Consider the following 25,922-nt stretch of genomic DNA (forward strand, 5'->3'; position numbering starts at 1 on the left):
CCTTCACCTCGATCCTCGTGTCACCGGGAATCGTCGGCACTCGCCGGCCCCGCAGTGGCTTCACCGTCCGGACCGTACAGCCGGGCAACGTCGGGAGAGTCGAGCCATTTGGAGTAGGCGGGCGATTTCGGCCACCCGTCGGGTGAATCCTGCCATTCCTCCTGGCGACCCCACGGCAGGATATCGACCAGCGCGAACGTGTAGCTGAGCTGTTCGGTACCGCGGCCGTTGGTGTGCCAGGTGCGGTAGACCTTGTCACCGTCGCGGAGAAATACGTTCACCGCGAAACCCTCGCCGGGCGCCGCGTCCACATCCGCGCCGAACGAACTCTCCGAAGACGAATACCAGTCCATCCTGTTGCCGACTTTCGTCCTGTAGGCCAGCGCTTCGTCGATGGGCCCGTTGGTGACGACGACGAAGCGGGCATCGTAGTTGTCGAGCCAGCCCAACCGGACATAATGCGATGTCAACCCGGTACAGCCGCCACACTGCCACTGCGCACCATCGGACCACATGTGGTTGTAGACGATGAGCTGAGAACGCCCGTCGAATACGTCGACCAGCCGGACCGGGCCGTCCGGGCCGATCAGCGTGTAGTCCGGGAGCTCGACCATCGGCAGCCTGCGACGTTGCGCGGCGATCGCGTCCAGTTCACGAGTGGCGGCCTTCTCCCGCTTCCGCAGGTCGTCGAGGGCGGTCTGCCAGGTCTGCCGGTCGACGATCGGAGGCAGGCCTCCGGGGGCGGGCTCGGTCATGTTTCCTCCAGAGTTCGGATGGATCTGCTCTGGGTATGTTGACCGGAGCCGGACACAGAATTCATCGCTCTCCGGGGCATTCGCGAGATTCTTCCGCCCTGGCACCCTCTACGCGTCTTCGCCCACGTCGCGCAGAAACGCCAACTCAGCGGCTGGACCGCAGCGTCGTTCCGGATACGAACGAGTCCACCCGCCGAATGATCGCATCTGCGATCACCGAGCGGGTGGACTCGAGACCTTCTACTGCCTATCCAGTGCGTGCCGGAAACCCGACACAGAGGTAGAACCGCAGGTCGGGATCACACGTCGAAGTACAGCTCGAACTCGTAGGGGTGCGGGCGCAGGTTCACCGGGGCGATTTCCTGCTCACGCTTGATGCTGATCCAGGTTTCGATCAGGTCGTCGGTGAAGACATTGCCTTCGGTGAGGTACTCGTGGTCGGCTTCGAGACGGTCGATCACCGACGCCAGGCTGGTGGGGGCCTGCGGGATGTTCTTGGCCTCCTCCGGCGGGAGCTCGTAGAGGTCCTTGTCGACCGGGGCCAGCGGTTCGATCTTCTTCTTGATGCCGTCCAGGCCGGCCATCAGCATGGCGGCGAAGGCCAGGTACGGGTTACCCGAGGCGTCCGGCGCGCGGAACTCGATGCGCTTGGCCTTCGGGTTGTTGCCGGTGACCGGGATGCGGACAGCGGCGGAACGGTTGCGCTGCGAATACACCAGGTTGATCGGGGCCTCGTAGCCGGGGACCAGGCGGTGGTAGGAGTTCACCGTGGGGTTGGTGAATGCCAGCAGCGACGGGGCGTGGTGCAGGATGCCGCCGATGTAGTGGCGGGCCAGGTCCGACAGTCCGGCGTAACCGGCCTCGTCGTGGAACAGCGGCTTGCCGTCCTTCCACAGCGACTGGTGGGCGTGCATACCCGACCCGTTGTCACCGAAGAGCGGCTTCGGCATGAAGGTGACGGTTTTGCCCTCGGCCCAGGCGGTGTTCTTGACGATGTACTTGAACAGCTGCAGATCGTCGGCCGCGGCCAGCATGGTGTTGAACTTGTAGTTGATCTCGGCCTGACCGGCGGTACCGACCTCATGGTGGCCGCGCTCCAGCTCGAACCCGGCGTTCTGCAGGTTGGTGGAGATCTTGTCGCGCAGGTCGACGTAGTGGTCGTAAGGGGCCACGGGGAAGTAGCCGCCCTTGTTACGGACCTTGTAGCCGCGGTTGGGGCTGCCGTCGGGGTTGGTCGCCGCGCCGGTGTTCCAGGAACCGGAGATGGACTCGAGCTCGTAGAAAGCGCCGTTCATCTGCGAGTCGTAGCGGACCGAGTCGAAGATGTAGAACTCGGCCTCGGCGCCGAAGAACGCGGTATCGGCGATCCCGGTGGAGCGCAGGTACTCCTCGGCCTTGCGCGCGATATTGCGCGGGTCGCGGGAGTAGGCCTCGCGGGTGAACGGGTCGTGCACGAAGAAGTTCATATTGAGCGTCTTCGCCGCCCGGAACGGGTCGATCTGCGCAGTGCTGTAATCGGGCAGCAGCAGCATGTCGGACTCGTCGATGGACTGGAATCCCCGCACCGAGGAGCCGTCGAACGCGAGGCCCTCTTCGGCGAGGTCGGGCGTGAACGCCTTCGCCGGGATGGAGAAGTGCTGCTGTACACCGGGCAGATCGCTGAACCGGATGTCGACGTACTCGACATCCTGATCCGCCATGTACTTGATGACCTCGTCGGCCGTGCTGAACGTCACTTAGCTCTCCTAACGGATAGATCCCAGCCAGTATCGAGTGCGGGGCGTCGCGATCCGACGGTATGGACAGGGTGTTTCCCGGCCGTCAAGGGTTTGTTTCGCCAGTGTTACGCGTGCCGCACGGCACGTGTCGTCGGCCACGCCACGGACATTACCGCGCTCGATACTGTCCGGACTGTCCCGCCGGACCGGCACGCAGGCCATTGTGCACAGCAACCGCCCGATATGCCGGAAACGGCGGGGCCTATCCTGGGGTTCATGGCACGTGTTACCGGATCCTGGCTCACCGGACCCGCCGAGACACCGGGCGATCCGGAACCGAGCGAATACGCGGGCGAACATATCGGGCTCCCCCGCAGCGGCGCGGGATCGCTGGTCGGGATGGCCCGGCGGATCACGGCGATGGCCGTCGACTGGGTGATCGCCATGGGTATCGCCGCGCTGATCGTGCGACCGAACCCGGATCGGATCATCGCCGAGACCGAGCTGCCGCCGGGCGTCGCCCAGCCGACGGCATTCGAGGCCGTATCGGGGGCGTTGAGCACGCCGACGTGGATCGTGTGGATGGTGATCGGCCTGGTCGCGGTGGCGCTCTTCGGGTTCACACCGGGGCAGTACTTCCTGCGGTTGCGAGTGATCCGGATCGACGCACCCGTGCGGGTCGGTTTCGTGCGTGCGCTGGCCCGGCAGATCCTGCTGACCTTCGTGGTGCCGGCGCTGTTCACCGACGGCGACGGACGCGGAATGCACGACCGGGCCACGGGCACCGCGGTGGTACGCACACGCTGAGCTGTATCTATGGCGCCGCCTTCGGCGTCGCAGGGTTCGGGGCCCTATGGGTCTCGTTCTTCACTCCGACGCTCCTCCGCTTCGCTCCCCCGCTCTGTCGCTCCAGAACGAGACGGGCCCCGAACCATAGAGGTGAACTGTCGGGCCAGTGATAGCAGAGGCGTACCGGTGGCGGTGTGCCGGGTCGGGACTCCGGCGAACCATGGGCCGGCGGGCGGATTCCTGCGCTACCTGCGGCGAATTGTGCGCTGCATACCGCGCATCTTGGCGTTCGTCGGCATCGGGCCCTTCGGCATCGCCGGACCGCCGCGGGCGCTCAGGGCACTGAGCCGGCCTTCGATCTGATCCATCCGCTTGGTGTCGATATTGCGGGGCAGCTTGGTGAGGTAACGCTGCAGTTCCTTGAGCGGGACCTGGCCTTCCTCGTTACCGACCACGACGTCGTAGATGGGGGTGTCGCCGACGAGGCGGGCGGTGCGCTTCTTTTCCTGCGCGAGCAGCGACCGCAGCCGCTGAGGTGAGCCCTCGGCCACGAAGATCACGCCGGGGAGCCCGATCACCCGGTGCACGGCGTCGAGCTGGGTGGTGGCGGCGATACCGTTGCTGACCCGCCATTTGCCTTGCAGGTTGTCCAGTACCCAGGCCGCGGCTCCGGCCTGGCCCTCGGCCTTGCCGTAGACGGTTTTCTGCACGCGCCGGCCGAAGATGATGAAGGCGAACAGCACACCCAGCAGCAGGCCCAGAGGCAGCAGGAACCACTGCACATCGAAGAGGAAACCGATTCCGAACAGTACGAGCGTGGTGATCAGCACGGCGCCGATCAGCAGCGGCAACAGCAGCTTGTCCTCTTTGCGCTGCATCTGGAACGCCTGCCAGATCTGCTGACGACGTTCCTTCGACTGCTGTTTGCGCGCTGCTTTCGCCGCGGCCTTCGCCTCTTTGTCGGGCTTGCCTGCTGCCATGGCTCCCACAATAATGCCCACACTCCGGCCGCCGGTCAGGGGACGGTGCCCGCCTTCGCGAGGACAATACAGGGATGTCCACCAACCTCGAGGCCCTTCCGTTTTCCGGCGACCCGGTCGACGACGCCACCGCTGAGCGGCTCGCGGTGGCGCTGCGCTGTGTCACCGTATCCCGTGAGGAGGGCGCCGTATCCGGTGCGGAGCCGGACTCGGCCGCGGCACCGGCTTCCCTCGACACGGAGTTCCGCCGGCTCGGTGCCCACCTGGAACAGTCCTTCCCGCGGGTGCACGCCGAACTCGAACTCGAGTCGTTCGGCCACAGCCGCCTCTATACCTGGCGCGGGACAGACGACACCCGGACCGCCGCCCTGCTGCTGGCACATCAGGATGTGGTCCCGGCCGACGACCTCGGCAGCTGGACCCACCCGCCGTTCGCGGGTGTGGTGGACGAGGAGTTCATCTGGGGTCGCGGCGCGATCGACGACAAGAGCCGGGTGCTGGCGATCCTGGAGGCTGCTGAAGCCACGCTGGCCGCCGGGCTGCGGCCGCGGCACACCGTCTACCTTGCCTTCGGCCACGACGAGGAAGTGTTCGGCGATACGGGTGCGGTGCAGATGGCGGACCGGTTGCGTGCACGCGGGGTGCGGGCGGATCTGCTGCTGGACGAGGGCGGGGTGATCACCGACGGGATCGTGCAGGATGTGCGGGTGCCGGTGGCCACGATCATGGTCGGCGAGAAGGGGTATGCCACGGTCCGGCTGTCGGTCACCGATTCGGGCGGGCATTCCTCCATGCCGGGACGGCAAACGGCTATCGGGCGACTGGCTCGGGCGGTGAGCCGGATACAGGACAATCCGATGCCACTGCGGATAACGCCCGTGGTCACCGATATGCTCGCCCGCCTGCGGCCGCATCTGCCCGCGGCCAAACGCCGCCTGCTGGGGTTCGCCGGGGCGGCGGCGCCGATGGTCGCCCGGATCCTGGCCGCGACCCCGCAGACCGAATCGCTCGTACGCTCCACCACGGCTCCGACAGTGATCCGGGGCGGGGTGAAGGCGAACGTACTGCCGCAGCAGGCGGAGGCGCTGATCAATTTCCGGATCCTGCCCGGCGATACGGTCGAGTCGGTGCTCGCGCACTGCCGCCGGACGGTGCGCGATCCCCGGGTGTCGATCGAACTGGTGGGGATGTCGGCCGAACCCTCCCCTGCGCCCACGCCGGGACCGCAGTTCGACCTGATCGCCGAACTCACCAGGCAGGTGGCGCCGGAGGCAGCCGTAACCACCGGATTGGTACCAGGTGCCACCGATTCCCGCCACTACGACGACCTTGCCGCGACCCGCTGCAACTTCGCGCCGATCCAGCTCACTGCCACCGATCTGGAGCGGATACACGGAAACGATGAGCGGCTGTCGCGGGTGAACTACGCCCGGCTGATCGAGTTCAACCGGCGGCTGTTCAGCGCGCTCTCCTGATCAGCGGACCAGACCATCAGATAGGGTCACCCGCATGAGTATGGGTTGTTTCGAGTCGAAATTCTGTGGTTCGGGGCGCCCTGTCAGCGAAATCGCCACCGCGACATCCATCCCGTCGACGGTCGGCGTCTCGGTACGCGGTAGCCAGGTAGCGCTACCGTCTACCGCCTCCATGTCGGATGGATTCACCTCCGGGGCCGACCCCGGAGAGTCTGCCGCTGCCTGACACACAGCCGAGCGGCGCAACCGCGCACAGAAATCTGTGGACTTCACATCGCTTGGTGACTGTGCCAGGCGTTTCGCGGCAGGCCCTGCCTCAGCAGTTCCCATCGGGATATCCGCATGCCACGCATTCGAACATCCGCGGGTGAGCAGGGCTTCACTGCGCCTACCGCCAGGAAGGTAGCCGTTCTGCGTCCGGGACACGACCGCTTCCACTGATCGAGGATGAGCACCGCACGGGCAGCGCTCATTCTGCGGTGGCACACCGCAGGAAAGGAGAACTGTGGATTTTGCACAGCGCATTACCGACTGCGCCGGGCGCATCGCTGCGCCCGGTTGACGCGGCGTTCGGATCCGGCCGTTCGCTCGGCACCCTTTCGCGGTGGGCCGAGTTCATGACGAGAAAGTGAGAACGCTGTGGGCGAGCTACAACGCCTATCGGGACCTGTCGTAATCCTGCTCATGCTCCTGTTCTTCGGTGGCAGCTTGTACATATCCATCCGGATCAGCAGGAAGAAGGAAAACGCCGACGGGTACATGACAGGGGGCGGCCGCATCGGTTTCGGGATCTCCGCGGCCTCGATGACAGCCACGTGGATCTGGGCGTCGTCGATGTACGCATCGGCCACGTCCGGATACACCTACGGGATCTCCGGCCCCATTCACTACGGGTTGTGGGGCGCGTTGATGATCCTGCTGATCTACCCGTTCGGGCGACGTATCCGCAAGGTCGCACCACGTGCGCACACCATCGCGGAGGTCATGTACGCCCGGCACGGCCGATCCAGCCAGCTCATGCTCGCCGGATCGAATGTGATCGGCAGTGTGATCAGCTTGACCTCGAACCTGATCGCGGGTGGTGCGCTCATCGGCATGCTCACGCCGTTCACCTTCAGTCAGGGCATCGTGGCGATCGCGGCCGGGATTCTGCTGTACACGCTCTGGTCAGGGTTCCGGGCCTCGGTGCTGACCGATTTCGTGCAAGTGCTCGCCATGCTCGGCGCGGTCGTGATCATTATTCCGGTGGTCTTCTTCGCCGCGGGCGGTCCCGCCCTGTTCGAGACCGGGGCAGCCAACCTGACCCCGCAGCAGGGCGACTTCTTCTCCTCCGATGCGTTCTTCAACCAGGGCGCCCCCTATATCGCGGCGGTGCTGGCCTACGCCATCGGCAACCAGACGATCGCGCAGCGGTTGTTCGCGGTGCGGGAGGATCTGATCAAGAAGACGTTCGTCACCGCGACCGTCGGGTACGGGGCCACCATCATCGGGATCGGCATGCTCGGTGTCATTGCGCTGTACGCAGGTGTCGAGCCGATGGACGGCGACGTCAACAACCTCATTCCGCAGATGGCGGCGACGTATCTGGGCCCGGTGCTGTTGTGCCTGTTCTTCGTGATGATCATCGGCTCGCTGTCCTCGACCGCCGACGCCGATCTCACCGCGCTCGCCTCCATCACGATGGCCGATATCTATGGACACAACGTGGCGGGCAAGAAACATGCGGACCCCCGCACGATGATCCTCATCGGCCGGATCACCATGATCGTCGCCATCGCGGCGGCGCTCTACTTCGCCGGATCCCAGCTGAACATCCTGGACCTCCTGGTCTTCGTGGGTGCGATGTGGGGCGCGCTGGTATTCCCGGTGATCGCGAGCTTCTACTGGAACCGGGTCACCAACCTCGCCTTCAGCGCGGCGGTGGTGCTGGGTTTGGCCGCGTTCATCCCCGTCCGGTTCTCCTGGGTGGACCTCTCGGGTGGTTTCGGCATCGTCTCCGATGTGTGGGCCACGCTCGGTATCGGTGTGGTGCTCGGAATGATGGCGTTCGGGTTCTTCGGCACACGTGTCGCCCTGATCGTCGGCACGGTCACGACCCTCGCTTCCGCGCCGTTCGCGATCGGGTTCCTGCACACCTACCCCGTACTGTCCGGATCCCTGGTGGCCTATTCCGTGAGCACCGTGACCTGCGTCGTGCTGACGTTGCTGGCCAAGCGGGAGTTCGACTTCGCGCTCATCAAGGAACGCACGGGTGATTTCGACGCCCCACCGGTGCAGGAAACGCAACCGGATCCCCTGGACCCGGCCGGAAAGGAAACCGTATGACTGCCCTGCTCACCCTCTATGTAGTGATCTGGCCGCTGATCGTCACCGGCGTGCTGTTCGTCATCGTGCGAGCGTTCGTCAGAGAGTGGCGTGAGGCCAAGGCGCAGGGCCGCGACATCATCTAGTCCGGTCGGCGTTGCGGCAGGTCACGACGAACGGACCTGCCGCAACGCTGCCACGAAACGGCGAACGACCGGTCTCGCGTGAACTAGGCTCGGCTGACCGAAGGCTATCGACGCCCGCTCACCGCGCTCGCCGAGCCGCAGGTAGGGGCCGCTGACGCGCCGGGGTTCACCACACCGAGGTGGCGGGGTCGCGGCCGGCCCGCAGATACCGGCTTCGAAGGAGGACCAGTGACCGGCGACCAGAACATCCGCGTGGAGCGCGGAGAATTCGAGCATGCGGGTCACCGGCTCCGCCGCCGCGGCTGGGTGCCCGAAGCACCGGTGCGCGGGGTGATCGTGCTCGTCCACGGCGTGGCGGAGCATTCCGGCCGATACGACCATATCGGCCGCACGCTCGCCACGAACGGGTTCGCGGTCGCCGCGCTGGACCATGTGGGGCACGGCGAATCCGCACGTATCGGCGCGCCGGCCAACCTCGGTTCGATCGACGATGCCGCGGACAAGGTGGCGGCCCTGCTCGAAGTGGTGCGAGTGGAGTATCCCGGCGTGCCGGTTTTCGTGATCGGGCATTCGATGGGTGCGCTGATCACGCTGTACCTGGCGACCCGGGCGCCGCTGGACGTTGCGGGCGTGGTGGTCTCGGCGCCACCGCTGCTCATCGATGCCGGGAACCCGGTCCAGCGGTTGCTGGCGCCGGTGCTCACCCGGCTCGCCCCGAACCTGCCTGTGCTGAAATTGGATTCGTCGCAGATCAGCCGCGACCCGGCCGTAGTCACCGCCTACGACAACGATCCGCTCGTCTTCCGCGGCAAACTCCCCGCCCGTACGGCCACCGAAATCCTGACCTCCGCCGGGCAGGTGCTCGACCGGCTGCCGCAGTTGCGCGTACCGACTCTGGCGATGCACGGAACCGCCGATGCCATCGCCGCACCGGCGAGTACCGATCGGATCGAACAGCATGCGGGCACCACGGATCTCACGGTCCGCCGATACGACGGCCTGTACCACGAGATCTTCAACGAGCCCGAACGCGATCAGGTCCTCGCCGATGTTGTCACCTGGTTGACCGCCCGGCTGCCGGAGCCCGGCGAATCGGACGCCGCAGGAGTGTGATCCGCGAACCTGCCGGCCGATGAGCCGATCGTGCTGGCGGGAAGGAGAAGGTATCGGGTACGCCCCGCCGGTCGGCCTGCACTTCTACGCGTTGTCCGTCCGGGCGCGGGCAGGTGTCAGGGCTCCTCTGTCATTGCCAGTAGTTCGGCTCGCGCCACAGCGAGATCGGCACTGCTCAAGTAGGGCGTCGACCGTGCGACGGCAAGCCCGTCCGCGGTGTAGCGGATGATCAGCACACGCGCATGGGACAGCCCGTCTGCGGCAAAGGCAGCGTTCAGTTCTTCGGCGTCACGCGCATACAGCGATTCGACCTCCGACAGGTTGCCGAGCGCGGTACTCAGTCCGATCGGATCGAGAATGCACCCGTAGAGGTTGCTGTCACCGGTCATCGCGCGGATATAGCCGCGGGTGAACTTTCCCGGCCGGTTCTCGGAGAGGTCGATATGAGCGCGGATCTCGTCCCAGCAGCGCCCGATGCTGTGCTCGACCACCCCGGACAACAGCGTCGCGCGACTGGGGAAATGATGCCGGAGACCGCCTTGGGTCACGCTCGCCGCCTTCGCGATAGCAGCGAGGCTCGCCTTGGATCCGTTCTCGGCGAACATCTGTTCGGCCGCGTCGAGGATCGCGCGGCGAGTGCGTTCCTTGTCTCGCGTGGGGACCGGTTCAGTGCGCGTCATGAGCCTTCTCCAGAGCACCTCGCGGCGAGGGGATCACCCGCCAGGCCACCACCGCCGAGACGACGAGGAGCCCGGCAGCGAGGAACGAGGTCGTCTGCACCGCATCGGCGAACGCTGATCGGGCGTGCTCGACGACCGTCGCATCGGTGACGGTATCGACCGTTACTGCGAGGGACTGCTCGGCCGCCGCCGCGTCGGCACCGTTCGTGCCGGCCGGCAGGTCGAGATGCGAGCGGTACATTGCCAGGTGAACCGAACCGAGGACCGCGATCCCCAGGGCCACTCCGAGCTCGTAGGCGGTTTCCGCGATGGCGGACGCGGCACCGGCGCGCTCTTTCGGTACTGCCGAGACCACTGCGTCCGTCGACAGTGTCATCGCCACACTGGTGCCCAGCCCGATCACGACCAGCGCGATGCCGAGTCCCCAGTAGGTGGTCTGGGAGGTGGTCAGGCCGATCCCGACCAGACCGACCGCACCGACAGCCAGACCCAGCCCGATCGCCCGCCCGGCGCCCAGCCGCGCCGCCAGCCAACCGACGAAGGCGATGACCACCATCGCCGCCAGGGTCGTCGGTAGTTCGGCGAGCCCGGCCTGCAACGGTCCGTACTCACGAACGAGTTGCAGGTACTGGGAGAAGAAGAACAGCAGGCCCACGAACGCGAAGATCGCCAACCCGTTGGCAGCCACCGCGCCCGAGAACGCAGGCAGCCGGAACAGGGTGATATCGAGCAGTGGATCGGTGAGCCGCCGCTGCCGGCGCAGGAAGGCCCATCCGGCGGCCAGGCCGAGCAGCGCGCAGACCGGGATCGTCCAGTCCCATCCACTGCCGACCCAATGCTTCACGGAATACACCAGCGGGACGATCGCCACGATCGACAGCAGCGAGGACAGCAGATCGATGGGAGTGGTGGCGCCGCCGCGGGACTCGGGGATCAGGATCGGTCCGGCGATCAGGACCAACGCCATGATGGGCAGGTTGATCAAGAACACCGAGCCCCACCAGAAGTTTTCGAGCAGCACGCCGCCGACCAGTGGGCCCAGTGCCGCACCGGCGGTCGCACCCATCGACCAGAACGCGATCGCGGTGGTGCGTTGTTTCGGATCGGCGAACATCGCCCGGACGATCGACAATGTCGAGGGCATCAGCGTCGCGCCGGCCACACCCAGCAGCACGCGGGCGGCGATGAGAGTTTCGGGGTTCGGCGCGAACGCGGAGATCACCGATGCGATTCCGAAAGCCGCGGAGCCGATGAGCAACAGCCGTTTCCGGCCGATCCGGTCGGCCAGGTTCCCCATCGTGATCAGCAGGCCCGCCAGCACGAACGAGTAGATATCCCCGATCCACAACAGTTGCGTGGCACTCGGTCCGATATCGGCGGTCAACGCCGGAACTGCCAGGTAGAGCACGGTGGCGTCGACGGCGAGCAGCGTTACGACCAGCACCAGCACACCCAGTGCCGCCCATTCCCGGCGACCGGCACGAAGCGGGGTTTCCAAGTCAGTCACGTCGACCACCTTAACCACTCGAATGAGTTGTTGAAGCGCTCGAGTGAGCTTTTACACGCGAAGCGTCGCCGTTCGAGTTGCCGAGCCCGCGAATTCCTACTTCGAGTAGTAAAGTAGTGGCATGACAGCGGCACATGCGGAGCACTCTCCCGGCGACGGGCCGGCATCGAAGGTCAGCGTGTCGCTACGCGCCGGGAATGTTCGGGCGATTCGGGAGCGGGTCGGGACACGCGGCTTTTCCGCGTATGTCGATGCCGCAGTCGAACGCCAGATCGAACGGGATCTCCTCGAAGAGGCGCTGCTGGCCAACGAGGAACACGCCGGATCCGCAACAGCAGACTTCCGCGATGAGGCCGCCACCTTTTTTCGTGAGCTCAAGACAGATCCGGACCTGCGCCTGGAGGACACGTGACACGCCGGTCGAGCCGCCTGAGCGCCGGAACGCTGGTGCTGGACTGCGAAGGACTGTCCAAATGGGTAAGCGCCGACCCACGTGTAACGGCCTACGTCCGCGAGGCGCAAGACAACGATCTGCGAGTCGTCGTCAGCGCCCTCACCCCCATCGAAGCGTTCGACGTGCGATCGAACAGCAATCGACTGCACTGGCATCTATCCCGCCTGCGGATCGAGCCGGTGACCGACGAGATCTCGTTCCACGCCATGGAACTGCTGCGTACGGCAGGCTTACACGGTCACAATTACGCGATCGACGCGGTAGTCGCCGCTACTGCACTACGCGCGGTGAAACCCGTCGCCATCCTCACCTCGGATGTCGACGATATGGTGCAGCTCTGCGGTAAGCGAGTACGCGCACTGGGGGTATGAGCCGAGCCGGGTCGGCGCCTGGCACCGCACACAGCTCAGACGCCGAACACTCGTTCCACCACCGCACGCGCCCGGCGAGTGATCCGCAGGTAGTTGTCCAGGAATTCCCCGCCGTCGTCGCTCGGCCAGCCGGCAACCCGCGCCACCGCCGACAGGGTGCGGCCCGGCGCCGGCAGCTGGTCGCTGGGTTTCCCGCGCACCAGCACCAGCGCGTTGCGGGCCGCGGTGGCGGTGAGCCAGGACTGCCGGAGCAGATCGGTGTCCTCGGCGCCGAGTAATTCGTGTCGCGCGATGACGTCCAGCGCTTCCAGGGTCGAGGTGTTGTGCAGTTCCGGCACCTCGTGCGCATGCCGCAACTGCAGCAGTTGCACGGTCCATTCGATATCGGCGAGTCCACCGCGACCCAGTTTGGTGTGGGTGGCGGGGTCGGCGCCGCGGGGCAGCCGTTCGGAATCCACCCGGGCCTTGATCCGCCGGATCTCGCGCACGGCGTCGGCGGAGACACCGCCGGCCGGATACCGCACCGGATCGATCGTGTGCAGGAACCGCAGCCCGAGGTCTTGGTCACCGGACACCTGATGGGCCCGCAGCAGTGCCTGCACTTCCCAGGGCTGCGCCCACTGGCGGTAGTAGGCGGCGTAGGCGGCGAGCGTGCGCACCAGCGGCCCGCTACGCCCCTCGGGACGTAAGCCGGCGTCTACCTGTAGCGGCGGGTCGGTGCTGGGTGCGCCGAGCAGTTTCTGCACCTGCTCGGCGATACCGTTGGCCCATTTCACCGCGACGTGCTCGTCCTCGCCCGGCCGGGGATCGCAGACGAACAGCACATCGGCGTCCGAGCCGTAACCGAGTTCCATCCCGCCGAGCCGGCCCATCCCGATCACCGCGAAATCCGCGGGTGCCGGGGCGCCGCGTTCGGCGACGCTCGCCCGGATCACCGCCCGCAGCGAGGCCTCGAGCACCGCCACCCACACCGACGACAGCGCGGTGCAGACCTGCGGTACATCGAGCAACCCGAGCAGATCCGCCGAGGCCACCCGGGCCAGCTCGTGCCGGCGCAGCGAACGGGCGGTCGCGACAGCACGTTTCGGGTCGTCGTAGCGATCGGCGGCGGTGAGGATCCCGCCCGCCACATCCGCCGGCTGGGGGCGCAGCAGCAGCGGCCCTTCGGGGCCGTCGGCGAACATACGGATGGTTTCGGGGGCGTTGATGAGCAGGTCGGGCAGGTATGCCGAGGAACCCAGGACCATCATCAACCGCTGCCCCACCGCGCCTTCGTCGCGCAGCACTCGCAGATACCAGTCCTGATCGTTGAGGCCTTCCGATACCCGCCGGTAGGCGAGCAGGCCCGCGTCGGGGTCGGGGGTGTCGCCGAGCCAGGCCAGCAGTGTCGGCAACAGCAGTGCCTGGATCCGGCCCTTCCGGGAGATACCGCTGGTGAGGGCACGCAGGTGGCCGAGGGCATGCTCCGGGTCGGCATATCCGAGCGCGGCGAGCTGGCGGACGGCAGCGTCGGGGCCGAGCCGCAATGCGGCCGATTCGATACTGGCCACCGATTCCAGTAGCGGCCGGTAGAAGAGTTTGGTGTGCAGGCGCCGGATCCGGCTGGTGTTGCGGCGCAGCTCCACCTGCAACACTCCGGCGGCGTCCCGTTTGCCGTCGGGCCGGATATGCGCGGCCCGGGCCAGCCACCGCATACCTTCCTCGTCGTCGGCGGCGGGCAGGGTATGTGTGCGTTTGAGCCGTTGCAATTGCAGCCGGTGCTCCAGCAGCCGCAGAAACTCGTAGGAGGCGGTCAAGTTGGCGGCGTCCTCGCGACCCACATAACCGCGCGCGGTCAACGCCGCCAGGGCTTCCACAGTGCCCTGCACATGCAATTTCGGATCGACCCGGCCGTGCACGAGCTGCAGGAGCTGCACCGCGAACTCCACATCCCGCAAGCTGCCGCTGCCCAGTTTCAGTTCCCGATCCCGCAGGTCCTCGGGCACCAGCTTCTCCACGCGGCGGCGCATGGCCTGTACATCGGGGACGAAGTCCGGGCGTTCGGAGGCGGTCCACACCATCGCGTCCGTGGCCGCGCGGTACTGCTCCCCCAATTCCGGATCACCGGTCATCGGACGCGCCTTGAGCAGCGCCTGGAACTCCCAGGTCCGCGCCCAGCGCTGGTAGTAGGCCAGATGCGATTCGAGGGTGCGCACCAGGGCACCGGCCTTACCTTCGGGCCGCAGCCCCGCGTCCACCTCGAAGAAAGCAGAACTACCGACGGTCATCATCTCCGCGGCCAGGCGAGTGGCGATGGCGTCGGCGGGTTCGGCGACGAACACGATATCCACATCGCTGACGTAGTTGAGTTCGCAGGCCCCGCTCTTGCCCATGGCGATCACGGCCAGCCGCACCGGACACGGTTCGTCGCGGCATACCCGCGCCACCGCCACGGCGAGCGCGGTGGTGAGCGCCGCGTCGGCCAGCGCGGTGAGCTGGCGACCCACCACCTCGTACGGGACAACCGGCTCGTTCTCCACGGTCGCGGCCAGATCGACGGCGGCCAGCAGCATGAGCTGATCGCGGTAGCGTTTGCGCAGCGCGGCCACCACTTCGGGTCCGGATTCGGTGGCGCGGAACAACATCGGTGCGGCGTTGGGCCCGGTTTCCGGTTCGGCGCCGACCACCGCAAGTAGATCGGCGACCAATTCGTCCCGGTCGGGCAGTTCCTCGCGGCGCAACATTGTCCAGGAACGCGGATCGGCCACCAGGTGATCACCGAACGCGGTGGAGGAACCGATGAGCGCGAACAACCTGCCACGCAGTGTCGTCTCGGCGCGGATCGCGGAATCCAGGGCGTCCCAATCACTTCCGAGGGATTCGCGGATCCGGATCAGGGTGGTGAGCGCGAGATCCGCGTCCGGTGCACGCGACAGCGACCACAGCACCGCGATGCTCTCGACATTGTCCCAGCCGAGGGTTGTCAGCGATTCTGCGGCCGTCGGCTCGAGCAATCCGAGCCGGCCGGCGCGGGGGACGGCGGACCGGGCGGACGGGGGGCGGACCATGAGCCCAAGTTACCCAGAACCGGCCCGCAAGTGTGCCGGACCCCCGCCCGCCGCCGCGTCGTTACAGACCGAGATACTCCTGCAGTTCGAACGGCGTCACCTGGGTCCGGTAATCCGCCCACTCGCGGCGCTTGTTGCGCAGGAAGAAATCGAAGACGTGCTCCCCCAGCGTTTCGGCCACCAGTTCCGACCGCTCCATCGCCTTCAGCGCCTCGTCCAGGGTGCCGGGCAGCTCCTTGAACCCCATCGCGCGTCGCTCGGCCGCGGTGAGCGACCAGACGTCGTCCTCGGCTTCGGGCGGCAGTTCGTACCCCTTCTCGATCCCCCGCAGGCCGGCGGCCAGCAGAACGGCGAAGGTCAGGTAGGGGTTGCAGGCCGAATCGGGGCTGCGGATCTCGACCCGCCGCGACGAGGCCTTGTTCGGGGTGTACATGGGCACCCGGACCAGCGCCGACCGGTTGGACCGGCCCCACGAGGCCGCTGTCGGCGCCTCGCCGCCGTGGATGAGCCGTTTGTAGGAGTTCACCCACTGGTTGGTGACGGCGCTGATCTCGTGCGCGTGTTCGAGAATGCCGGCGATGAAGGCCCGCGCGGTCCCCGAGAGATTATCCGGATCGTCGGGGTCGGCGAAGGCGTTCGCCTCGCCCTCGAACAGGCTCATATGCGTATGCATGGCCGACCCGGGATGCTGGGAGAACGGTTTGGGCATGAACGTCGCGCGCACACCCTCATCGATGGCGACTTCCTTGATCAGGTAACGGAAGGTCATCACATTGTCGGCCATCGACAGCGCGTCGGCGTAGCGCAGATCGATCTCCTGCTGGCCGGGAGCACCTTCGTGGTGGCTGAACTCCACCGAGATCCCCATGGATTCGAGGGCGTCGATGGCGTGGCGCCGGAAATTCGGTGCGGAATCGTGCACGGCCTGGTCGAAGAACCCGCCGGTATCGGCGGGGACGGGCGGCAGTCCGTCGGCCTGATTCTTCAGCAGGAAGAATTCGATCTCCGGGTGCACATAGCAGTTGAAGCCGACATCACCGGCCTTGTTCAGCTGACGCCGCAGGACATGGCGCGGATCGGCCCACGACGGCGAACCGTCGGGCATGGTGATATCGCAGAACATCCGGGCAGAGTGCTGATGCCCCTTGCTGGAGGACCACGGCAGCACCTGGAAGGTGGACGGGTCGGGCCGGGCCACCATATCGGCCTCGGAGATCCGGGCGAATCCCTCGATGGCCGACCCGTCGAATCCGATGCCCTCTTCGAACGCCCCCTCGAGTTCGGCGGGCGCGATGGCGACGGACTTCAGGTAGCCCAGCACGTCGGTGAACCAGAGACGTACGAATCGGATGTCCCGCTCTTCGAGCGTCCGCAGCACGAATTCCTTCTGGCGATCCATGCCCGCGAGCGTAAGCACCTGGCGTTAAATCCGTGTTACATGGCCGCTGCGCTGTGTGTCGGTTCACCGGTGCGGACGGGCATCACTCAGCAGCGCAACCCCTCGGGCGGCGATTTCAGGTCGACCAGATAGTCGATCACGGCATCGTCGACGCAGGTCGCACCGCCGTTGAACACCACAGTGTGACTATCGCCCTCATGGGTGATCAACGCCGCCCCGAGTTGCCCGGCCAGATCCACGCCGGCCTGGTAGGGCGTCGCCGGATCGCCTGTGGTGGAAACCACCACCAGCTGCGGCAGACCCGCCACGGAAATCTCGTGCGGTCGGCTGGTGTTCGGGACCGGCCAGCCCGCGCACAGTTCCAGCGGCGCTGCGCCGGTACCGCGGCCGTCGTCCAGGAAGGGAGCCGCGGCACGATATTCGGTGTCCTGGCGCCCGGCCACGGCGGGATCGGTGACCCGGGGATCGTCGACGCAGCGGATCGCATTGAAGGCATCGGTCAGGTTGCTGTAGCTGCCGTCGTCGCGGCGGCCGTTGTACATATCGGCGAGTTGCAGCAGGGTATCGCCGCGCCCCTCGCTCAGTTCGGTGAGTGCGACGGTGAGCACCGGCCAGAAATCGGCGCTGTACAGGGTCTGCTGGACGCCGGTGATCGCATCGTCGTAGCTGAGCCCGCGGGGATCGGTGGTGGCCGCAGGGGTATCCCACAGGGGATCCACCAGCTCCCGGAAACGCGGGATCACCTGTGCGGGGTCGGTGCCCAGCGGGCAGTCCGCCGATTTCACACAATCCGCGGCAAAGGCGTCGAACGCCTGCTGGAACCCGGCCGCCTGGCGCAGCGATTCCGCTACCGGATCCTGCGTGGGATCGATGGCGCCGTCGAGGACCATCGCCCGCACATTGCCCGGGAACTTCTCGGCATACGCCGTACCGAGCCGTGTGCCGTAGGAATAACCCAGGTAGTTCAGCTTCGGATCGCCCAGTACCGCGCGGATGACGTCCATATCCTGCACGACCTCGCGGGTCCCGATATGGGCGAGCAGATCGGCGCCGCTGCGCGCCATACAGCGGTCGGCGTATTCGCGGTTCTCGGCCTCGTCGGCGGCGATTCCCTCGGGCGTGTTCGGTGCGGGTGTTTCGGCACGTTCGGCATCGGCCTCCTGGGGGGTCAGGCAGGTCACGGCAGGGGTGGACGCGCCGACCCCGCGCGGGTCGAAACCCACCCGGTCGAATCGTTCGGCCACCGGCGTCCCGCCGCCGATCGTGGCGGTGGACAGTCCCGACATCCCCGGCCCACCCGGATTGAGCAGCAGCGACCCGATCCGCGGCCCGGTCGCCCGCAGCCGCGACAGTGCCAGTTGCGCGGTCGGGCCGTCGGGGTCGGCGTAGTCGATCGGTACCTCGATCCGGGCGCACTGCGCGGCCGGCGGCAGGCTCTCCTCCGGTGCGACGTACCCGACGCAGGATTCCCATTGCGGAACCTGGGCGTAGAAGCGGGTCAGCTCCGCGGGGACGGGCGCCGGTGGCGCCGTCGCCACCTCTGGCTCGTCCGCACATCCCGCGACGAGGATCGCCACCGCCGCCAGCACACCCGCCGGCACTCCACACCACCCACTGCGCACCGGCGCCATGCTAGCGCCACCAGCGCCGACACCCGGGGATGTGACAAACCGCACCAGGTCGCGGGGTTAGTTCCGGCTCCGCCGCGGGTGCACACTGGTAGGCGTCACACCCACCCGGGGACCCGGTCAGGGCCTCGAGGAGACGAAAGGGACGATGATGTCCGAATCATCAGCCATGCCCGATTCCGCCGCGGAAACTCCCGCCTACGGCGCCGCGAAATCTCCCGGCGCCGCGGATTCCGCGAAACCGGCTCGCCGCCCGACCCGCGTCCAGCATCTCCAGCAGATGAAGGCGACGGGCGAACGCTGGGCCATGCTCACCGCGTACGACTACTCCACCGCCCGCCTTTTCGAGGAGGCCGGGATCCCGGTCCTGCTGATCGGCGATTCGGCCGCCAATGTGGTGTACGGGTACGACACCACCGTGCCGATCACCACCGATGAGCTGATCCCGCTGGTCCGCGGCGTGGTCCGGGGTGCCCCGCACGCTCTGGTGGTCGCCGACCTCCCGTTCGGCACCTACGAAGGCTCCCCCGAACAGGCGCTCGCGACCGCCACCCGGTTCATGAAGGAGGGCGGCGCGCACGCGGTGAAACTGGAGGGCGGCGAACGTGTCGCCGATCAGATCGCCCTGCTCACCGCCGCCGGTATCCCGGTGATGGCGCATATCGGATTCACCCCGCAGAGCGTGAACACCCTCGGCGGTTTCCGGGTCCAGGGCCGCGGCGCGGGCGCCGAAGGACTGCTGACCGACGCGATCGCGGTGCAGGCCGCGGGCGCTTTCTCGGTGGTGATGGAGATGGTCCCCGCCGAAGTCGCCGGCCAGGTCACCCAGAAGCTGACCATCCCGACCATCGGTATCGGCGCCGGCGCCGACTGCGACGCCCAGGTGCTGGTCTGGCAGGACATGGCCGGGTACACCAGCGGCAAAACCGCGAAGTTCGTGAAGCGGTTCGCCGCCGTGGGTGACGACCTGCGCACGGCCGCCGCCGCGTATGCCGACGAGGTACGCAGCGGTACGTTCCCGGGCCCCGAACACAGCTTCTGAGCCCGCGTCCGGGCCGGAGCCGCTTCCCACCTCTGCCGGAGATGGCAAACTCGGTGTCGGGAAGTTTTTCGACTCGAGTACAGAGGTACTGATGCGGCAACGCGCTTGGACAACCGTTCGGACGGCACGGGGCGCCTTGATGGTGGCGGGAGTGTGCGGAGCGGCGCTGCTCACCGCATGTGGTGGTGTGCAGACCGGTTCACCGACCGCGAGCTCCACCGCCACTTCCGCCACCACGAGCGCGACCGCGCCGCCGACGAGCACCGCGCCCGCGACCCCGCTCGAGGTTTCGGACGCCGCCGCGCAGAACCTGTGCGACATGCTGGCGCCGGAGCTGTCGAATTGGCGAGTTCAGGGGCCGACGATCGGCCGGATCGGTTTGAACCTCATGGTGCACGAATGGGCGCTCACCAATGGTGTGGGAAATCAGCAGCTGCTGGGGGATACCGCGATTGTGGACCGGGCCACCTCCGCCGCCTGCCCGGATGTGCGGACCCAGGCCCTCGAGGCGCTGGAGCTGCCCGAGCTGGCGGCCGGCGTGCTGACGCTGTGATGCGCAGCCTGTACCCGCCGATCGAACCGTACGACCGGGGCATGCTCGAGGTCGGCGACGGTCAGGCGATCTACTGGGAGACCAGCGGTAACCCGGCCGGCAAACCCGCGGTATTCCTGCACGGCGGCCCCGGCGGCGGCACCTCCGCCCTCAACCGCCGCTACTTCGATCCCGACCGCTACCGGATCGTGCTGCTGGATCAGCGCGGCTGCGGCAATTCCACTCCGCATATCGCCGACGGTGCCGACCTGTCGGTGAACACCACCGCACACCTGATCGCCGATATCGAAGCGGTGCGCGCCGAACTCGGAATCGAGCGGTGGCTGGTCTTCGGCGGTTCCTGGGGTTCGACGCTGTCGCTGGCCTACGCGCAGAAATATCCGCACCGCGTGACCGAGCTGGTGCTGCGCGGGATATTCCTGCTGCGCCGCAAAGAAATCGACTGGTACTACAACGGCAGCGCGGGATACGTGTACCCGGACGAGTGGGAGAAGTTCCTCGCCCCGGTCCCGGCCGCCGAACGCGACGGCGACCTGGTGGAGGCCTACCACCGGCTACTGCACTGCACCGACCCGGAGGTCGCGACCGCCGCCGCCGTCGCATGGTCCACCTGGGAAGCCGCGACCAGTACACTGCGCCCCGACCCTGAGCGCACGGCCGATGCCGGCGACCCGCGTTTCGCGCTGGCCTTCGCCCGTATCGAGAACCATTATTTCCGGCACGGCGGTTTCCTCGACGAGGGGCAGCTGCTGCGCGATATCGGCGCGATAACCCATATTCCGGGAATCATCGTGCAGGGTCGCCACGACATCGTCTGCCCGGCGGTCAGCGCATGGGACCTGCACCGGGCCTGGCCGCAATCGCGGCTTCGGATCGCCCACGATGCCGGGCATTCGGCCACCGAACCCGCAATCGTGCATCACCTCGTCGAAGCGACCGATACCTTTGTGGCGGTGCCCGGATGAGCCCGGTTGAGCCCGGCACGGCCGGCGCCGCTCTCACCGCCGCATTGCGTGCCGATATCGAACGGTTGCTCGCGGCCGAACCGGAAGTCCGTGCCGACGCCGACGATTCGGTGCACCAGATGCGGGTCGCGACCCGGCGGCTGCGCAGTGTGCTGCGCTCCTACAAACGGCTGCTCGACCCCGATACCGCCGGCCGGGTACGCACCGAATTGGCTTGGCTCGCCGGAATTCTGGGGGTCGCCCGGGATGCCGAGGTCCGCGGCGCCCGTTTCGCCGACCTCCTCGACCGGTATGCCGAAAAGGATTGCACCGCATTGAAGCCCACCCGTAAGCGGCTGGTCCGGGCGGAGCGCGACCGCTACCTCGCCGCCCACGGCGCGGTACTCACCGCCCTGGACAGCACCCGCTATCGGACTGTCCGTGGCGAGCTGAAGAAGTGGCGCAAGCATCCACCGCTGAGCACCTCGGTGAGCGGGGCGCCTGCGGCCGAGGTCTTCGACGCCGTTCTGCGGGCCGACCGTAAGCGGGTACGCCGGCTGGTGCGTGCCGAACCGACCGCGGCACCTACCGAACGCGTCGAACTACTGCACGATATCCGCAAGAGCGCCAAGCGGTTACGGTACTCCTGCGAAGCCGCAGAAGCCGTGCTGGGTGAGTTCGCCACGGACCTGGGTGGCCGGGCCAAACACTTGCAGACAGTCCTCGGCGATCACCGCGACGCAGTCGAATCGTATGACGCCCTCCGCGTGCATGCCGCCGCCGCGCACGCCGCCGGTGAGGCCACCCACCTGTACGAAACCCTCGCCGACGCCGAGGACACCGCGGCCGGGCGGTGCCTGGCCCGGTATCCGGCGGCCGCGGCGGCGATCGACAAATCCTGAGCCGTACGCGGCCGAACCCGGACGGCTCGGGCCGGCACCGAGTTCCGGTACCGGCCCGAGCCGCGGAAAACGTTGCCGCGCTACTGCACTGCCAGCATCGACCCGTTCATTTCGTGCAACGGACCGAACACAGTGAAAACCACCCGGCCGTTCGGCTGCGCCGACGACACCGCCGCGGCCGCGTCCAGCGCCATCCCGAACGAGGGAGCCGACGGATGCGGGATACCCGCGAGCACATGCCCGAAATTGTTGTTGTGCACCCACTGCGTGTCCGCGGGGCTGAGATCGACCCGCACCCCACCGACTTCGGGCATCGGTGTCACCGCGACCGCACCGGCCGAACCGGCGCCCACGGTGGCGAGAACGGATGCGGCCCCGGCGATGAAGGCTCCGGCTGCCAAGGTACGTACTACCCGCATATGTGATGTGACCCGTCTTTTATAGGTATGAATCGGCTCGACGGCACAGTGGAGGGCGCCGGCGAGCCTGCCGACGCGCATACCTTATGATGCCGATCACCATTTATGCCACCTCTGCACGAATCTCTCGCGAAAAGTTCGCCCCTCCCCCGCAACTGCTACTGTGGCGGACCGTAAGCGTTCAACGAACCCGAGTTGGAGTTTCCTCACGTATGTCCACTCTCATCTATGACTATCTGCTCCCCCTCGTCGGCCCGCAACAGGCCACCACCCTGGCGCAGATGTTCGTCGTCGGACCCACGGCCTGAACGGCCACTGGGTGAACGTCGTCCCCCGCCCGGCGGGGGACGGTGTCCACCTCGTGGAGTTAGCATCCGGGCCGTGAAAAGACCCTCAGTTCTTCTACCCGCCGCCCTCGTAGTGCTCGCGATCGCCGCGACAGCCTGTCAGAGTGACAGCGCAGAGCAGGAAACCGCCGCGACCTCATCGGTCGTGAACCCCGATATCGCGAAAGTCGACCAGGTGAAGGCCGGTTCCTTCGTCATCGGTTTCCGCGGCGCCTTCCCCGGGCTGACCGAGGGCCGCGACGATGCCGCGCTCACCGCGATCTTCACCGAGACCTGTGCCGATATCCGGTCGGGTGCCTCCGAAGACGAGATCACCACCGCGCTCACCGAACGCCTCGATACCGGCGGCACCGCGCCGACACCGCAGGAAACCGCGGCCGTCCATCAGATGGTCGCCGCGATGTGCGGACAGCAGTAGAACTGCCTGTACCGGGCATTCCGATCGATACCCGGGAACTGGCTCGAACCGCGCCGGAATCAACGGTTCGAATTACCCGGACCGGGCGGAAATCCCTTTGTGCTCAATCCCGCGTCCCGGTATCCGAACCGAAAATCCCGCAGGCGTAGCGGGCCGACCATTCGGCGAACGTCATCGCCGGGCGTCCCAGGATTTCTTCGGCGACCCGGTTCGCCGGCAAAGTGACCCCGTCCAAGCCGCTGAGCACATTGTCGACGTACCAGGTCGCGGTATCGCCCATGGTGGGGGTGAGTACCCGGATCGTATCCTCGCGGGTCGCCCGCACGAATTCGATCTGCCGGCCCAGCGCGGATGCCAGCTGCGCCAGCAGTTGTGCCCGGGTGAGTTTCTCCGGCCCGGTCAACGAGTAGGCGTGGCCGATATGGCCGTCGCCGGACAGCGCCGCGGCGGCCACGGCCGCGATATCGTCCATGGCGATCGGGGTGCTGCCGGCATCGGGGTCGGGTTCGCGGACCGTACCGGTTTCCCGGATCTGGCGTGCCCAGATCTCGGTGTTCTCCATGAAATCCCCGGGCCACAGATGCGTCCAAGCGAGCCCGCTCGCCTCGACCGCGTTCGAGACCGCGCCCCACCAGCTGTCGGGTTCGCCGGACAGGTCGACGATATGACGCACCCCCGCGGCCCGGGCCAGCGCCACTACTTCGTCCACAGTGTCCGGCGCCGGCGCCAGGTACATCCGTTCGACGCCGTCGAGCGCCCCGCGCAGGGTCTCCGGTTTGCGCACATACCCGCGGACGGCTGTGACCCCCTCCGGCAGCGCCGCCTTGGCCGGGTCGACGGTCAGTGCGCGAATATCCCCGATGCCACGGGCGAGTAGTTCGTCGACGACCTTCCGGCCGATATTGCCGGTGGCGCCGGTTACCAGAATCGTCATAGGTCCTCCCGTCCCCACGATTTGCCGACGGCGACTTTAATGCGCACGGATCCTGCTGTCCAACCCCTATTTTCTGGGACACCCCGGGGAGTAACCCCCGAACGCGCCGGCGCGACTACACAGGCAACCGCGTCGTTGCCGCGCACCGACCGGTTGCCGGCGGGCACGCAGGCCCGTAGCGCCCCGGCGTCCGCCACCGAAACCGCCCCGCCCGAACCGAAGCGGCCGCAGCTCCGGCGAAGGCTCAGCCCCGAGGAAGTTCCGATGAGCTATATCGACATCCTGGTCCGTCTGCAGAGTGCGGACCATCGGATCCTCATGGACCGAGCAGCCGTGAAGGGCCGCACCGTCACCGAGCTGGCCACCGAGGTGTTGCGGGCCGGTATCCACAGCCGGGCCCGGGAAGCACGCAACGCTGCCTGGGACGAATACCGCACAACCCACCGCATCGGTACTGCCGAGACGGACGCGGTGCGGGCAGCGTTCGTCGCGGGCTGGGAAACGGCCCACGGAAGAGTCGGGGCCACACCCGTACGCCGGCCACGCAACCGGGCGGCCACGCCGACCGAGCCGGCGGGCGGCACCATTGCGATACGCAAACTCGCCTCCACCCGGGCCGCCACCGCACCGGTCGACCATGCTCCCTGGGTCAGCCGGATGCGGTGACACGGCGCCACCGGAAGCGCGGGGATTCGAGCTGTCGGCCCCGGCCCCTGGATCAGGACCTGCCGTCACGGCCCCGTCCCGTAGTTGTCCCGTCGATATCCGCCCCGGGCACCCACGGTGTGCCTACCGTCCGAGTCGCCGAGCGGCGGCCCCGGTGGAAAACCGGTTCGCACATACCGGTTCCAGCGGGCTCTACCCCCTGTGATCATGGGATGTTCCGGGCGCGGATGAGCCGGCCTGTAAGCCGGATCCTGTCCCCGGTTCGCACCGGGTGGCGGCCATCCATCTGGGCACACCGTCGCCGGGTACCTCGAGCGGTCCACCCGCAGGCTCGGGCGAGCAGCCCTCGAACACCTGCGCAACCGCACCCTGGGGTGCGGCCTTCGACCTTGCTCCGGGCGGGGTTTACCGAGCCGCCCCGGTCACCCGGGGCGCTGGTGCGCTCTTACCGCACCGTTTCACCCTTACCCGTGGCCCTGACGGGTCACGGGCGGTCTGTTTTCTGTGGCACTGTCCCGCGGGTTGCCCCGGGTTGCCGTTAGCAACCGCCCTGCTCTGTGGAGTCCGGACTTTCCTCGGCGCCCGGCGTGACACCGTGTGAGTGTCCGTTCCCGGCGCCGCGGCCGCCCGGCCGGCTCATCCGCCGCACACGATACTCGCTACCGGCCTCGGCCCCCGCTCCGCCCAGCCGATCACGGGACCGCCAGCAGTTCCCGGATCAGGGCCGTGCCCCACCAGCGCTCGACCCGGTCCGGTGCCCACCCGCGCTCGCCGGTCAGCACGGTGAACACGTCGATATTGCAGAGTGCGGCGTAGATATCGACGGCCTCGTCCACCATGAGCCCGGGGCGCAGCACACCGTCCGGCCATCCGGAGAACACCTGGATGCGGGTTTCGTCGGCGCGGTGGCGACCGTCGCGATATTCGCGCGCGAGTTCGGGTTCGGCGCGGCCCGCCTCCCGCAGCAGCACGATGACATCTCCGGCCCGCTCGAACAGCCGGCGGTCGTAACCTGCCATGGCCGCCAGTTGAGCGGCCGGACCGGGTGCGGCCTCGAGCTCGGTGATCATGCGCGGAAGGTCGCCGGACAGGTCGGCAGCGTCGGCGAGCGCCCGGGTGAGCCCGGTTTTGTTGCCGTAGGCCGCGTACACCGTGGGTACCGAGACTCCGGCGTGTTTGGCGACCTCGCGCACCGTGGTGGCCGCCCAGCCCCGCGTGATGAAGAGTTCGCGGGCGCAGCGGGCGATCTGCGCGGTGGTCTCCTGTGCCTGCGCGGTTCTGCGCAGCGAATCGTATCGGCGCCGGTCGGGCTCGCCGTCCATGGTTCCCCT

At 67.3% G+C, this 25,922-nt stretch carries 25 protein-coding genes and 1 other RNA gene; 14 read left to right on the plus strand and 12 right to left on the minus strand.

Annotated features, from left to right (window positions below; translation table 11 throughout):
- Positions 1–20: 20 nt before the first annotated feature.
- Positions 21–755 (minus strand): DUF899 domain-containing protein, encoded by a 735-nt coding sequence (locus tag NS6_RS08735; RefSeq protein WP_068039265.1) that lies wholly within the window; start codon positions 753–755, stop codon positions 21–23.
- A 299-nt stretch (positions 756–1,054) separates the two neighbouring features.
- Positions 1,055–2,491, minus strand: a complete 1,437-nt coding sequence (gene glnA / locus NS6_RS08740; RefSeq protein WP_068039268.1) for a type I glutamate--ammonia ligase — start codon at positions 2,489–2,491, stop codon at positions 1,055–1,057.
- A gap of 258 nt (positions 2,492–2,749) precedes the next feature.
- Between glnA and NS6_RS08745 the strand changes: the two genes are divergently transcribed.
- A complete protein-coding gene (locus NS6_RS08745; RefSeq protein WP_068039631.1) occupies positions 2,750–3,280 on the plus strand; it encodes an RDD family protein in 531 nt (176 codons plus the stop codon).
- Positions 3,281–3,507: 227 nt separating this feature from the next.
- On the opposite strand, the gene NS6_RS08750 is transcribed toward NS6_RS08745, so the two are convergent.
- On the minus strand, positions 3,508–4,242 hold the full coding sequence (locus NS6_RS08750) for a DUF4191 domain-containing protein (RefSeq protein ID WP_068039271.1): 735 nt from the start codon (positions 4,240–4,242) through the stop codon (positions 3,508–3,510).
- A 74-nt stretch (positions 4,243–4,316) separates the two neighbouring features.
- Here NS6_RS08750 and NS6_RS08755 point away from each other — a divergent pair, with 74 nt between their 5' ends.
- From NS6_RS08755 to NS6_RS08765, 5 genes are all read left to right on the plus strand, one after another.
- Entirely contained in the window at positions 4,317–5,717 is a 1,401-nt protein-coding gene (locus NS6_RS08755; protein ID WP_068039274.1) for a M20/M25/M40 family metallo-hydrolase, read from the plus strand.
- A gap of 34 nt (positions 5,718–5,751) precedes the next feature.
- A complete protein-coding gene (locus NS6_RS34585; RefSeq protein ID WP_157112667.1) occupies positions 5,752–5,943 on the plus strand; it encodes a hypothetical protein in 192 nt (63 codons plus the stop codon).
- 458 nt (positions 5,944–6,401) lie between these two features.
- On the plus strand, positions 6,402–8,042 hold the full coding sequence (locus tag NS6_RS08760; RefSeq protein WP_068039275.1) for a sodium:solute symporter family protein: 1,641 nt from the start codon (positions 6,402–6,404) through the stop codon (positions 8,040–8,042).
- Positions 8,039–8,167, plus strand: a complete 129-nt coding sequence (locus NS6_RS35395; protein WP_210747331.1) for a putative transporter small subunit — start codon at positions 8,039–8,041, stop codon at positions 8,165–8,167. The genes NS6_RS08760 and NS6_RS35395 overlap by 4 nt, the downstream gene beginning before the upstream one ends.
- A 228-nt stretch (positions 8,168–8,395) precedes the next feature.
- The gene (locus tag NS6_RS08765; protein ID WP_245669203.1) at positions 8,396–9,280 is read left to right on the plus strand and encodes an alpha/beta hydrolase; all 885 of its coding nucleotides are present in this window, start codon (positions 8,396–8,398) and stop codon (positions 9,278–9,280) included.
- Positions 9,281–9,396: 116 nt separating this feature from the next.
- On the opposite strand, the gene NS6_RS08770 is transcribed toward NS6_RS08765, so the two are convergent.
- Complete coding sequence (locus NS6_RS08770) at positions 9,397–9,960, minus strand: TetR/AcrR family transcriptional regulator (protein ID WP_068039278.1); 564 nt, start codon at positions 9,958–9,960, stop codon at positions 9,397–9,399.
- Positions 9,947–11,467, minus strand: coding sequence for an MFS transporter (locus tag NS6_RS08775; protein ID WP_245669204.1), 1,521 nt, complete (start codon positions 11,465–11,467; stop codon positions 9,947–9,949). Before NS6_RS08775 ends, NS6_RS08770 begins: the two co-directional genes overlap by 14 nt.
- 121 nt (positions 11,468–11,588) lie before the next feature.
- Here NS6_RS08775 and NS6_RS08780 point away from each other — a divergent pair, with 121 nt between their 5' ends.
- Together NS6_RS08780 and NS6_RS08785 are read left to right on the plus strand one after the other, a co-directional pair.
- Entirely contained in the window at positions 11,589–11,879 is a 291-nt protein-coding gene (locus NS6_RS08780; RefSeq protein ID WP_068039284.1) for a hypothetical protein, read from the plus strand.
- On the plus strand, positions 11,876–12,292 hold the full coding sequence (locus tag NS6_RS08785) for a PIN domain-containing protein (RefSeq protein ID WP_068039287.1): 417 nt from the start codon (positions 11,876–11,878) through the stop codon (positions 12,290–12,292). The genes NS6_RS08780 and NS6_RS08785 overlap by 4 nt, the downstream gene beginning before the upstream one ends.
- A 35-nt stretch (positions 12,293–12,327) precedes the next feature.
- Here the strand turns inward: NS6_RS08785 and NS6_RS08790 are convergent, their stop codons facing one another.
- The 3 genes from NS6_RS08790 to NS6_RS08800 form a co-directional block, all read right to left on the minus strand.
- Complete coding sequence (locus NS6_RS08790; protein WP_068039290.1) at positions 12,328–15,339, minus strand: bifunctional [glutamine synthetase] adenylyltransferase/[glutamine synthetase]-adenylyl-L-tyrosine phosphorylase; 3,012 nt, start codon at positions 15,337–15,339, stop codon at positions 12,328–12,330.
- A 61-nt stretch (positions 15,340–15,400) separates the two neighbouring features.
- Positions 15,401–16,738 (minus strand): glutamine synthetase family protein, encoded by a 1,338-nt coding sequence (locus tag NS6_RS08795; protein WP_068039293.1) that lies wholly within the window; start codon positions 16,736–16,738, stop codon positions 15,401–15,403.
- An 86-nt stretch (positions 16,739–16,824) separates the two neighbouring features.
- Complete coding sequence (locus tag NS6_RS08800; RefSeq protein ID WP_068039296.1) at positions 16,825–18,369, minus strand: alpha/beta hydrolase; 1,545 nt, start codon at positions 18,367–18,369, stop codon at positions 16,825–16,827.
- 166 nt (positions 18,370–18,535) lie between these two features.
- On the opposite strand from NS6_RS08800, the gene panB reads away from it, so the two are divergent.
- The 4 genes from panB to NS6_RS08820 all read left to right on the plus strand — a co-directional run bounded on the left by panB (position 18,536) and on the right by NS6_RS08820 (position 21,807).
- Positions 18,536–19,408, plus strand: a complete 873-nt coding sequence (gene panB, locus NS6_RS08805; RefSeq protein WP_371859320.1) for a 3-methyl-2-oxobutanoate hydroxymethyltransferase — start codon at positions 18,536–18,538, stop codon at positions 19,406–19,408.
- Between the two features lie 91 nt (positions 19,409–19,499).
- Positions 19,500–19,961 (plus strand): hypothetical protein, encoded by a 462-nt coding sequence (locus tag NS6_RS08810; RefSeq protein ID WP_068039299.1) that lies wholly within the window; start codon positions 19,500–19,502, stop codon positions 19,959–19,961.
- Positions 19,961–20,926 carry a prolyl aminopeptidase gene (pip, locus tag NS6_RS08815; protein ID WP_068039302.1) on the plus strand — a complete coding sequence of 322 codons (966 nt, stop codon included), beginning with the start codon at positions 19,961–19,963 and terminating at the stop codon, positions 20,924–20,926. The genes NS6_RS08810 and pip overlap by 1 nt, the downstream gene beginning before the upstream one ends.
- A complete protein-coding gene (locus NS6_RS08820) occupies positions 20,923–21,807 on the plus strand; it encodes a CHAD domain-containing protein (RefSeq protein WP_068039306.1) in 885 nt (294 codons plus the stop codon). The genes pip and NS6_RS08820 overlap by 4 nt, the downstream gene beginning before the upstream one ends.
- An 80-nt stretch (positions 21,808–21,887) precedes the next feature.
- Here NS6_RS08820 and NS6_RS08825 read toward each other — a convergent pair whose 3' ends face one another.
- A complete protein-coding gene (locus tag NS6_RS08825; protein ID WP_068039309.1) occupies positions 21,888–22,226 on the minus strand; it encodes a hypothetical protein in 339 nt (112 codons plus the stop codon).
- Positions 22,227–22,607: 381 nt separating this feature from the next.
- Here NS6_RS08825 and NS6_RS08830 point away from each other — a divergent pair, with 381 nt between their 5' ends.
- A complete protein-coding gene (locus NS6_RS08830; RefSeq protein WP_068039312.1) occupies positions 22,608–22,991 on the plus strand; it encodes a hypothetical protein in 384 nt (127 codons plus the stop codon).
- A 103-nt stretch (positions 22,992–23,094) separates the two neighbouring features.
- Here NS6_RS08830 and NS6_RS08835 read toward each other — a convergent pair whose 3' ends face one another.
- The gene (locus NS6_RS08835; protein WP_068039315.1) at positions 23,095–23,925 is read right to left on the minus strand and encodes an NAD(P)H-binding protein; all 831 of its coding nucleotides are present in this window, start codon (positions 23,923–23,925) and stop codon (positions 23,095–23,097) included.
- 264 nt (positions 23,926–24,189) lie between these two features.
- On the opposite strand from NS6_RS08835, the gene NS6_RS08840 reads away from it, so the two are divergent.
- On the plus strand, positions 24,190–24,591 hold the full coding sequence (locus NS6_RS08840) for a hypothetical protein (RefSeq protein ID WP_157112668.1): 402 nt from the start codon (positions 24,190–24,192) through the stop codon (positions 24,589–24,591).
- Between the two features lie 224 nt (positions 24,592–24,815).
- Here NS6_RS08840 and rnpB read toward each other — a convergent pair.
- Together rnpB and NS6_RS08850 are read right to left on the minus strand one after the other, a co-directional pair.
- An RNA gene (gene rnpB / locus NS6_RS08845) (RNase P RNA component class A) lies at positions 24,816–25,230 on the minus strand.
- 53 nt (positions 25,231–25,283) lie between these two features.
- Positions 25,284–25,913, minus strand: coding sequence for a TetR/AcrR family transcriptional regulator (locus tag NS6_RS08850; RefSeq protein ID WP_068039319.1), 630 nt, complete (start codon positions 25,911–25,913; stop codon positions 25,284–25,286).
- Between the last annotated feature and the right edge of the window lie 9 nt (positions 25,914–25,922).

Origin of the sequence: Nocardia speluncae NBRC 108251, assembly GCF_001613245.1 — a bacterium.
In the GTDB taxonomy this organism is placed as follows: domain Bacteria; phylum Actinomycetota; class Actinomycetes; order Mycobacteriales; family Mycobacteriaceae; genus Nocardia; species Nocardia speluncae.

What these genes read in the sequence shown, in the direction of transcription:
- NS6_RS08800 (WP_068039296.1), bottom strand. Translation starts at nt 18,369, where the DNA reads ATGGCGCCGGTGCGCAGTGGGTGGTGTGGAGTGCCGGCGGGTGTGCTG.
- NS6_RS08820 (WP_068039306.1), top strand. Translation starts at nt 20,923, where the DNA reads ATGAGCCCGGTTGAGCCCGGCACGGCCGGCGCCGCTCTCACCGCCGCA.
- NS6_RS08810 (WP_068039299.1), top strand. Translation starts at nt 19,500, where the DNA reads ATGCGGCAACGCGCTTGGACAACCGTTCGGACGGCACGGGGCGCCTTG.
- NS6_RS08750 (WP_068039271.1), bottom strand. Translation starts at nt 4,242, where the DNA reads ATGGCAGCAGGCAAGCCCGACAAAGAGGCGAAGGCCGCGGCGAAAGCA.
- NS6_RS08795 (WP_068039293.1), bottom strand. Translation starts at nt 16,738, where the DNA reads ATGGATCGCCAGAAGGAATTCGTGCTGCGGACGCTCGAAGAGCGGGAC.
- NS6_RS08745 (WP_068039631.1), top strand. Translation starts at nt 2,750, where the DNA reads ATGGCACGTGTTACCGGATCCTGGCTCACCGGACCCGCCGAGACACCG.
- NS6_RS08735 (WP_068039265.1), bottom strand. Translation starts at nt 755, where the DNA reads ATGACCGAGCCCGCCCCCGGAGGCCTGCCTCCGATCGTCGACCGGCAG.
- NS6_RS08850 (WP_068039319.1), bottom strand. Translation starts at nt 25,913, where the DNA reads ATGGACGGCGAGCCCGACCGGCGCCGATACGATTCGCTGCGCAGAACC.
- NS6_RS08780 (WP_068039284.1), top strand. Translation starts at nt 11,589, where the DNA reads ATGACAGCGGCACATGCGGAGCACTCTCCCGGCGACGGGCCGGCATCG.
- NS6_RS08840 (WP_157112668.1), top strand. Translation starts at nt 24,190, where the DNA reads ATGAGCTATATCGACATCCTGGTCCGTCTGCAGAGTGCGGACCATCGG.
- NS6_RS08790 (WP_068039290.1), bottom strand. Translation starts at nt 15,339, where the DNA reads ATGGTCCGCCCCCCGTCCGCCCGGTCCGCCGTCCCCCGCGCCGGCCGG.
- NS6_RS08835 (WP_068039315.1), bottom strand. Translation starts at nt 23,925, where the DNA reads ATGACGATTCTGGTAACCGGCGCCACCGGCAATATCGGCCGGAAGGTC.
- NS6_RS08770 (WP_068039278.1), bottom strand. Translation starts at nt 9,960, where the DNA reads ATGACGCGCACTGAACCGGTCCCCACGCGAGACAAGGAACGCACTCGC.
- pip (WP_068039302.1), top strand. Translation starts at nt 19,961, where the DNA reads ATGCGCAGCCTGTACCCGCCGATCGAACCGTACGACCGGGGCATGCTC.
- NS6_RS08760 (WP_068039275.1), top strand. Translation starts at nt 6,402, where the DNA reads ATGCTCCTGTTCTTCGGTGGCAGCTTGTACATATCCATCCGGATCAGC.
- NS6_RS34585 (WP_157112667.1), top strand. Translation starts at nt 5,752, where the DNA reads ATGAGTATGGGTTGTTTCGAGTCGAAATTCTGTGGTTCGGGGCGCCCT.
- NS6_RS08755 (WP_068039274.1), top strand. Translation starts at nt 4,317, where the DNA reads ATGTCCACCAACCTCGAGGCCCTTCCGTTTTCCGGCGACCCGGTCGAC.
- NS6_RS08825 (WP_068039309.1), bottom strand. Translation starts at nt 22,226, where the DNA reads ATGCGGGTAGTACGTACCTTGGCAGCCGGAGCCTTCATCGCCGGGGCC.
- NS6_RS35395 (WP_210747331.1), top strand. Translation starts at nt 8,039, where the DNA reads ATGACTGCCCTGCTCACCCTCTATGTAGTGATCTGGCCGCTGATCGTC.
- panB (WP_371859320.1), top strand. Translation starts at nt 18,536, where the DNA reads ATGCCCGATTCCGCCGCGGAAACTCCCGCCTACGGCGCCGCGAAATCT.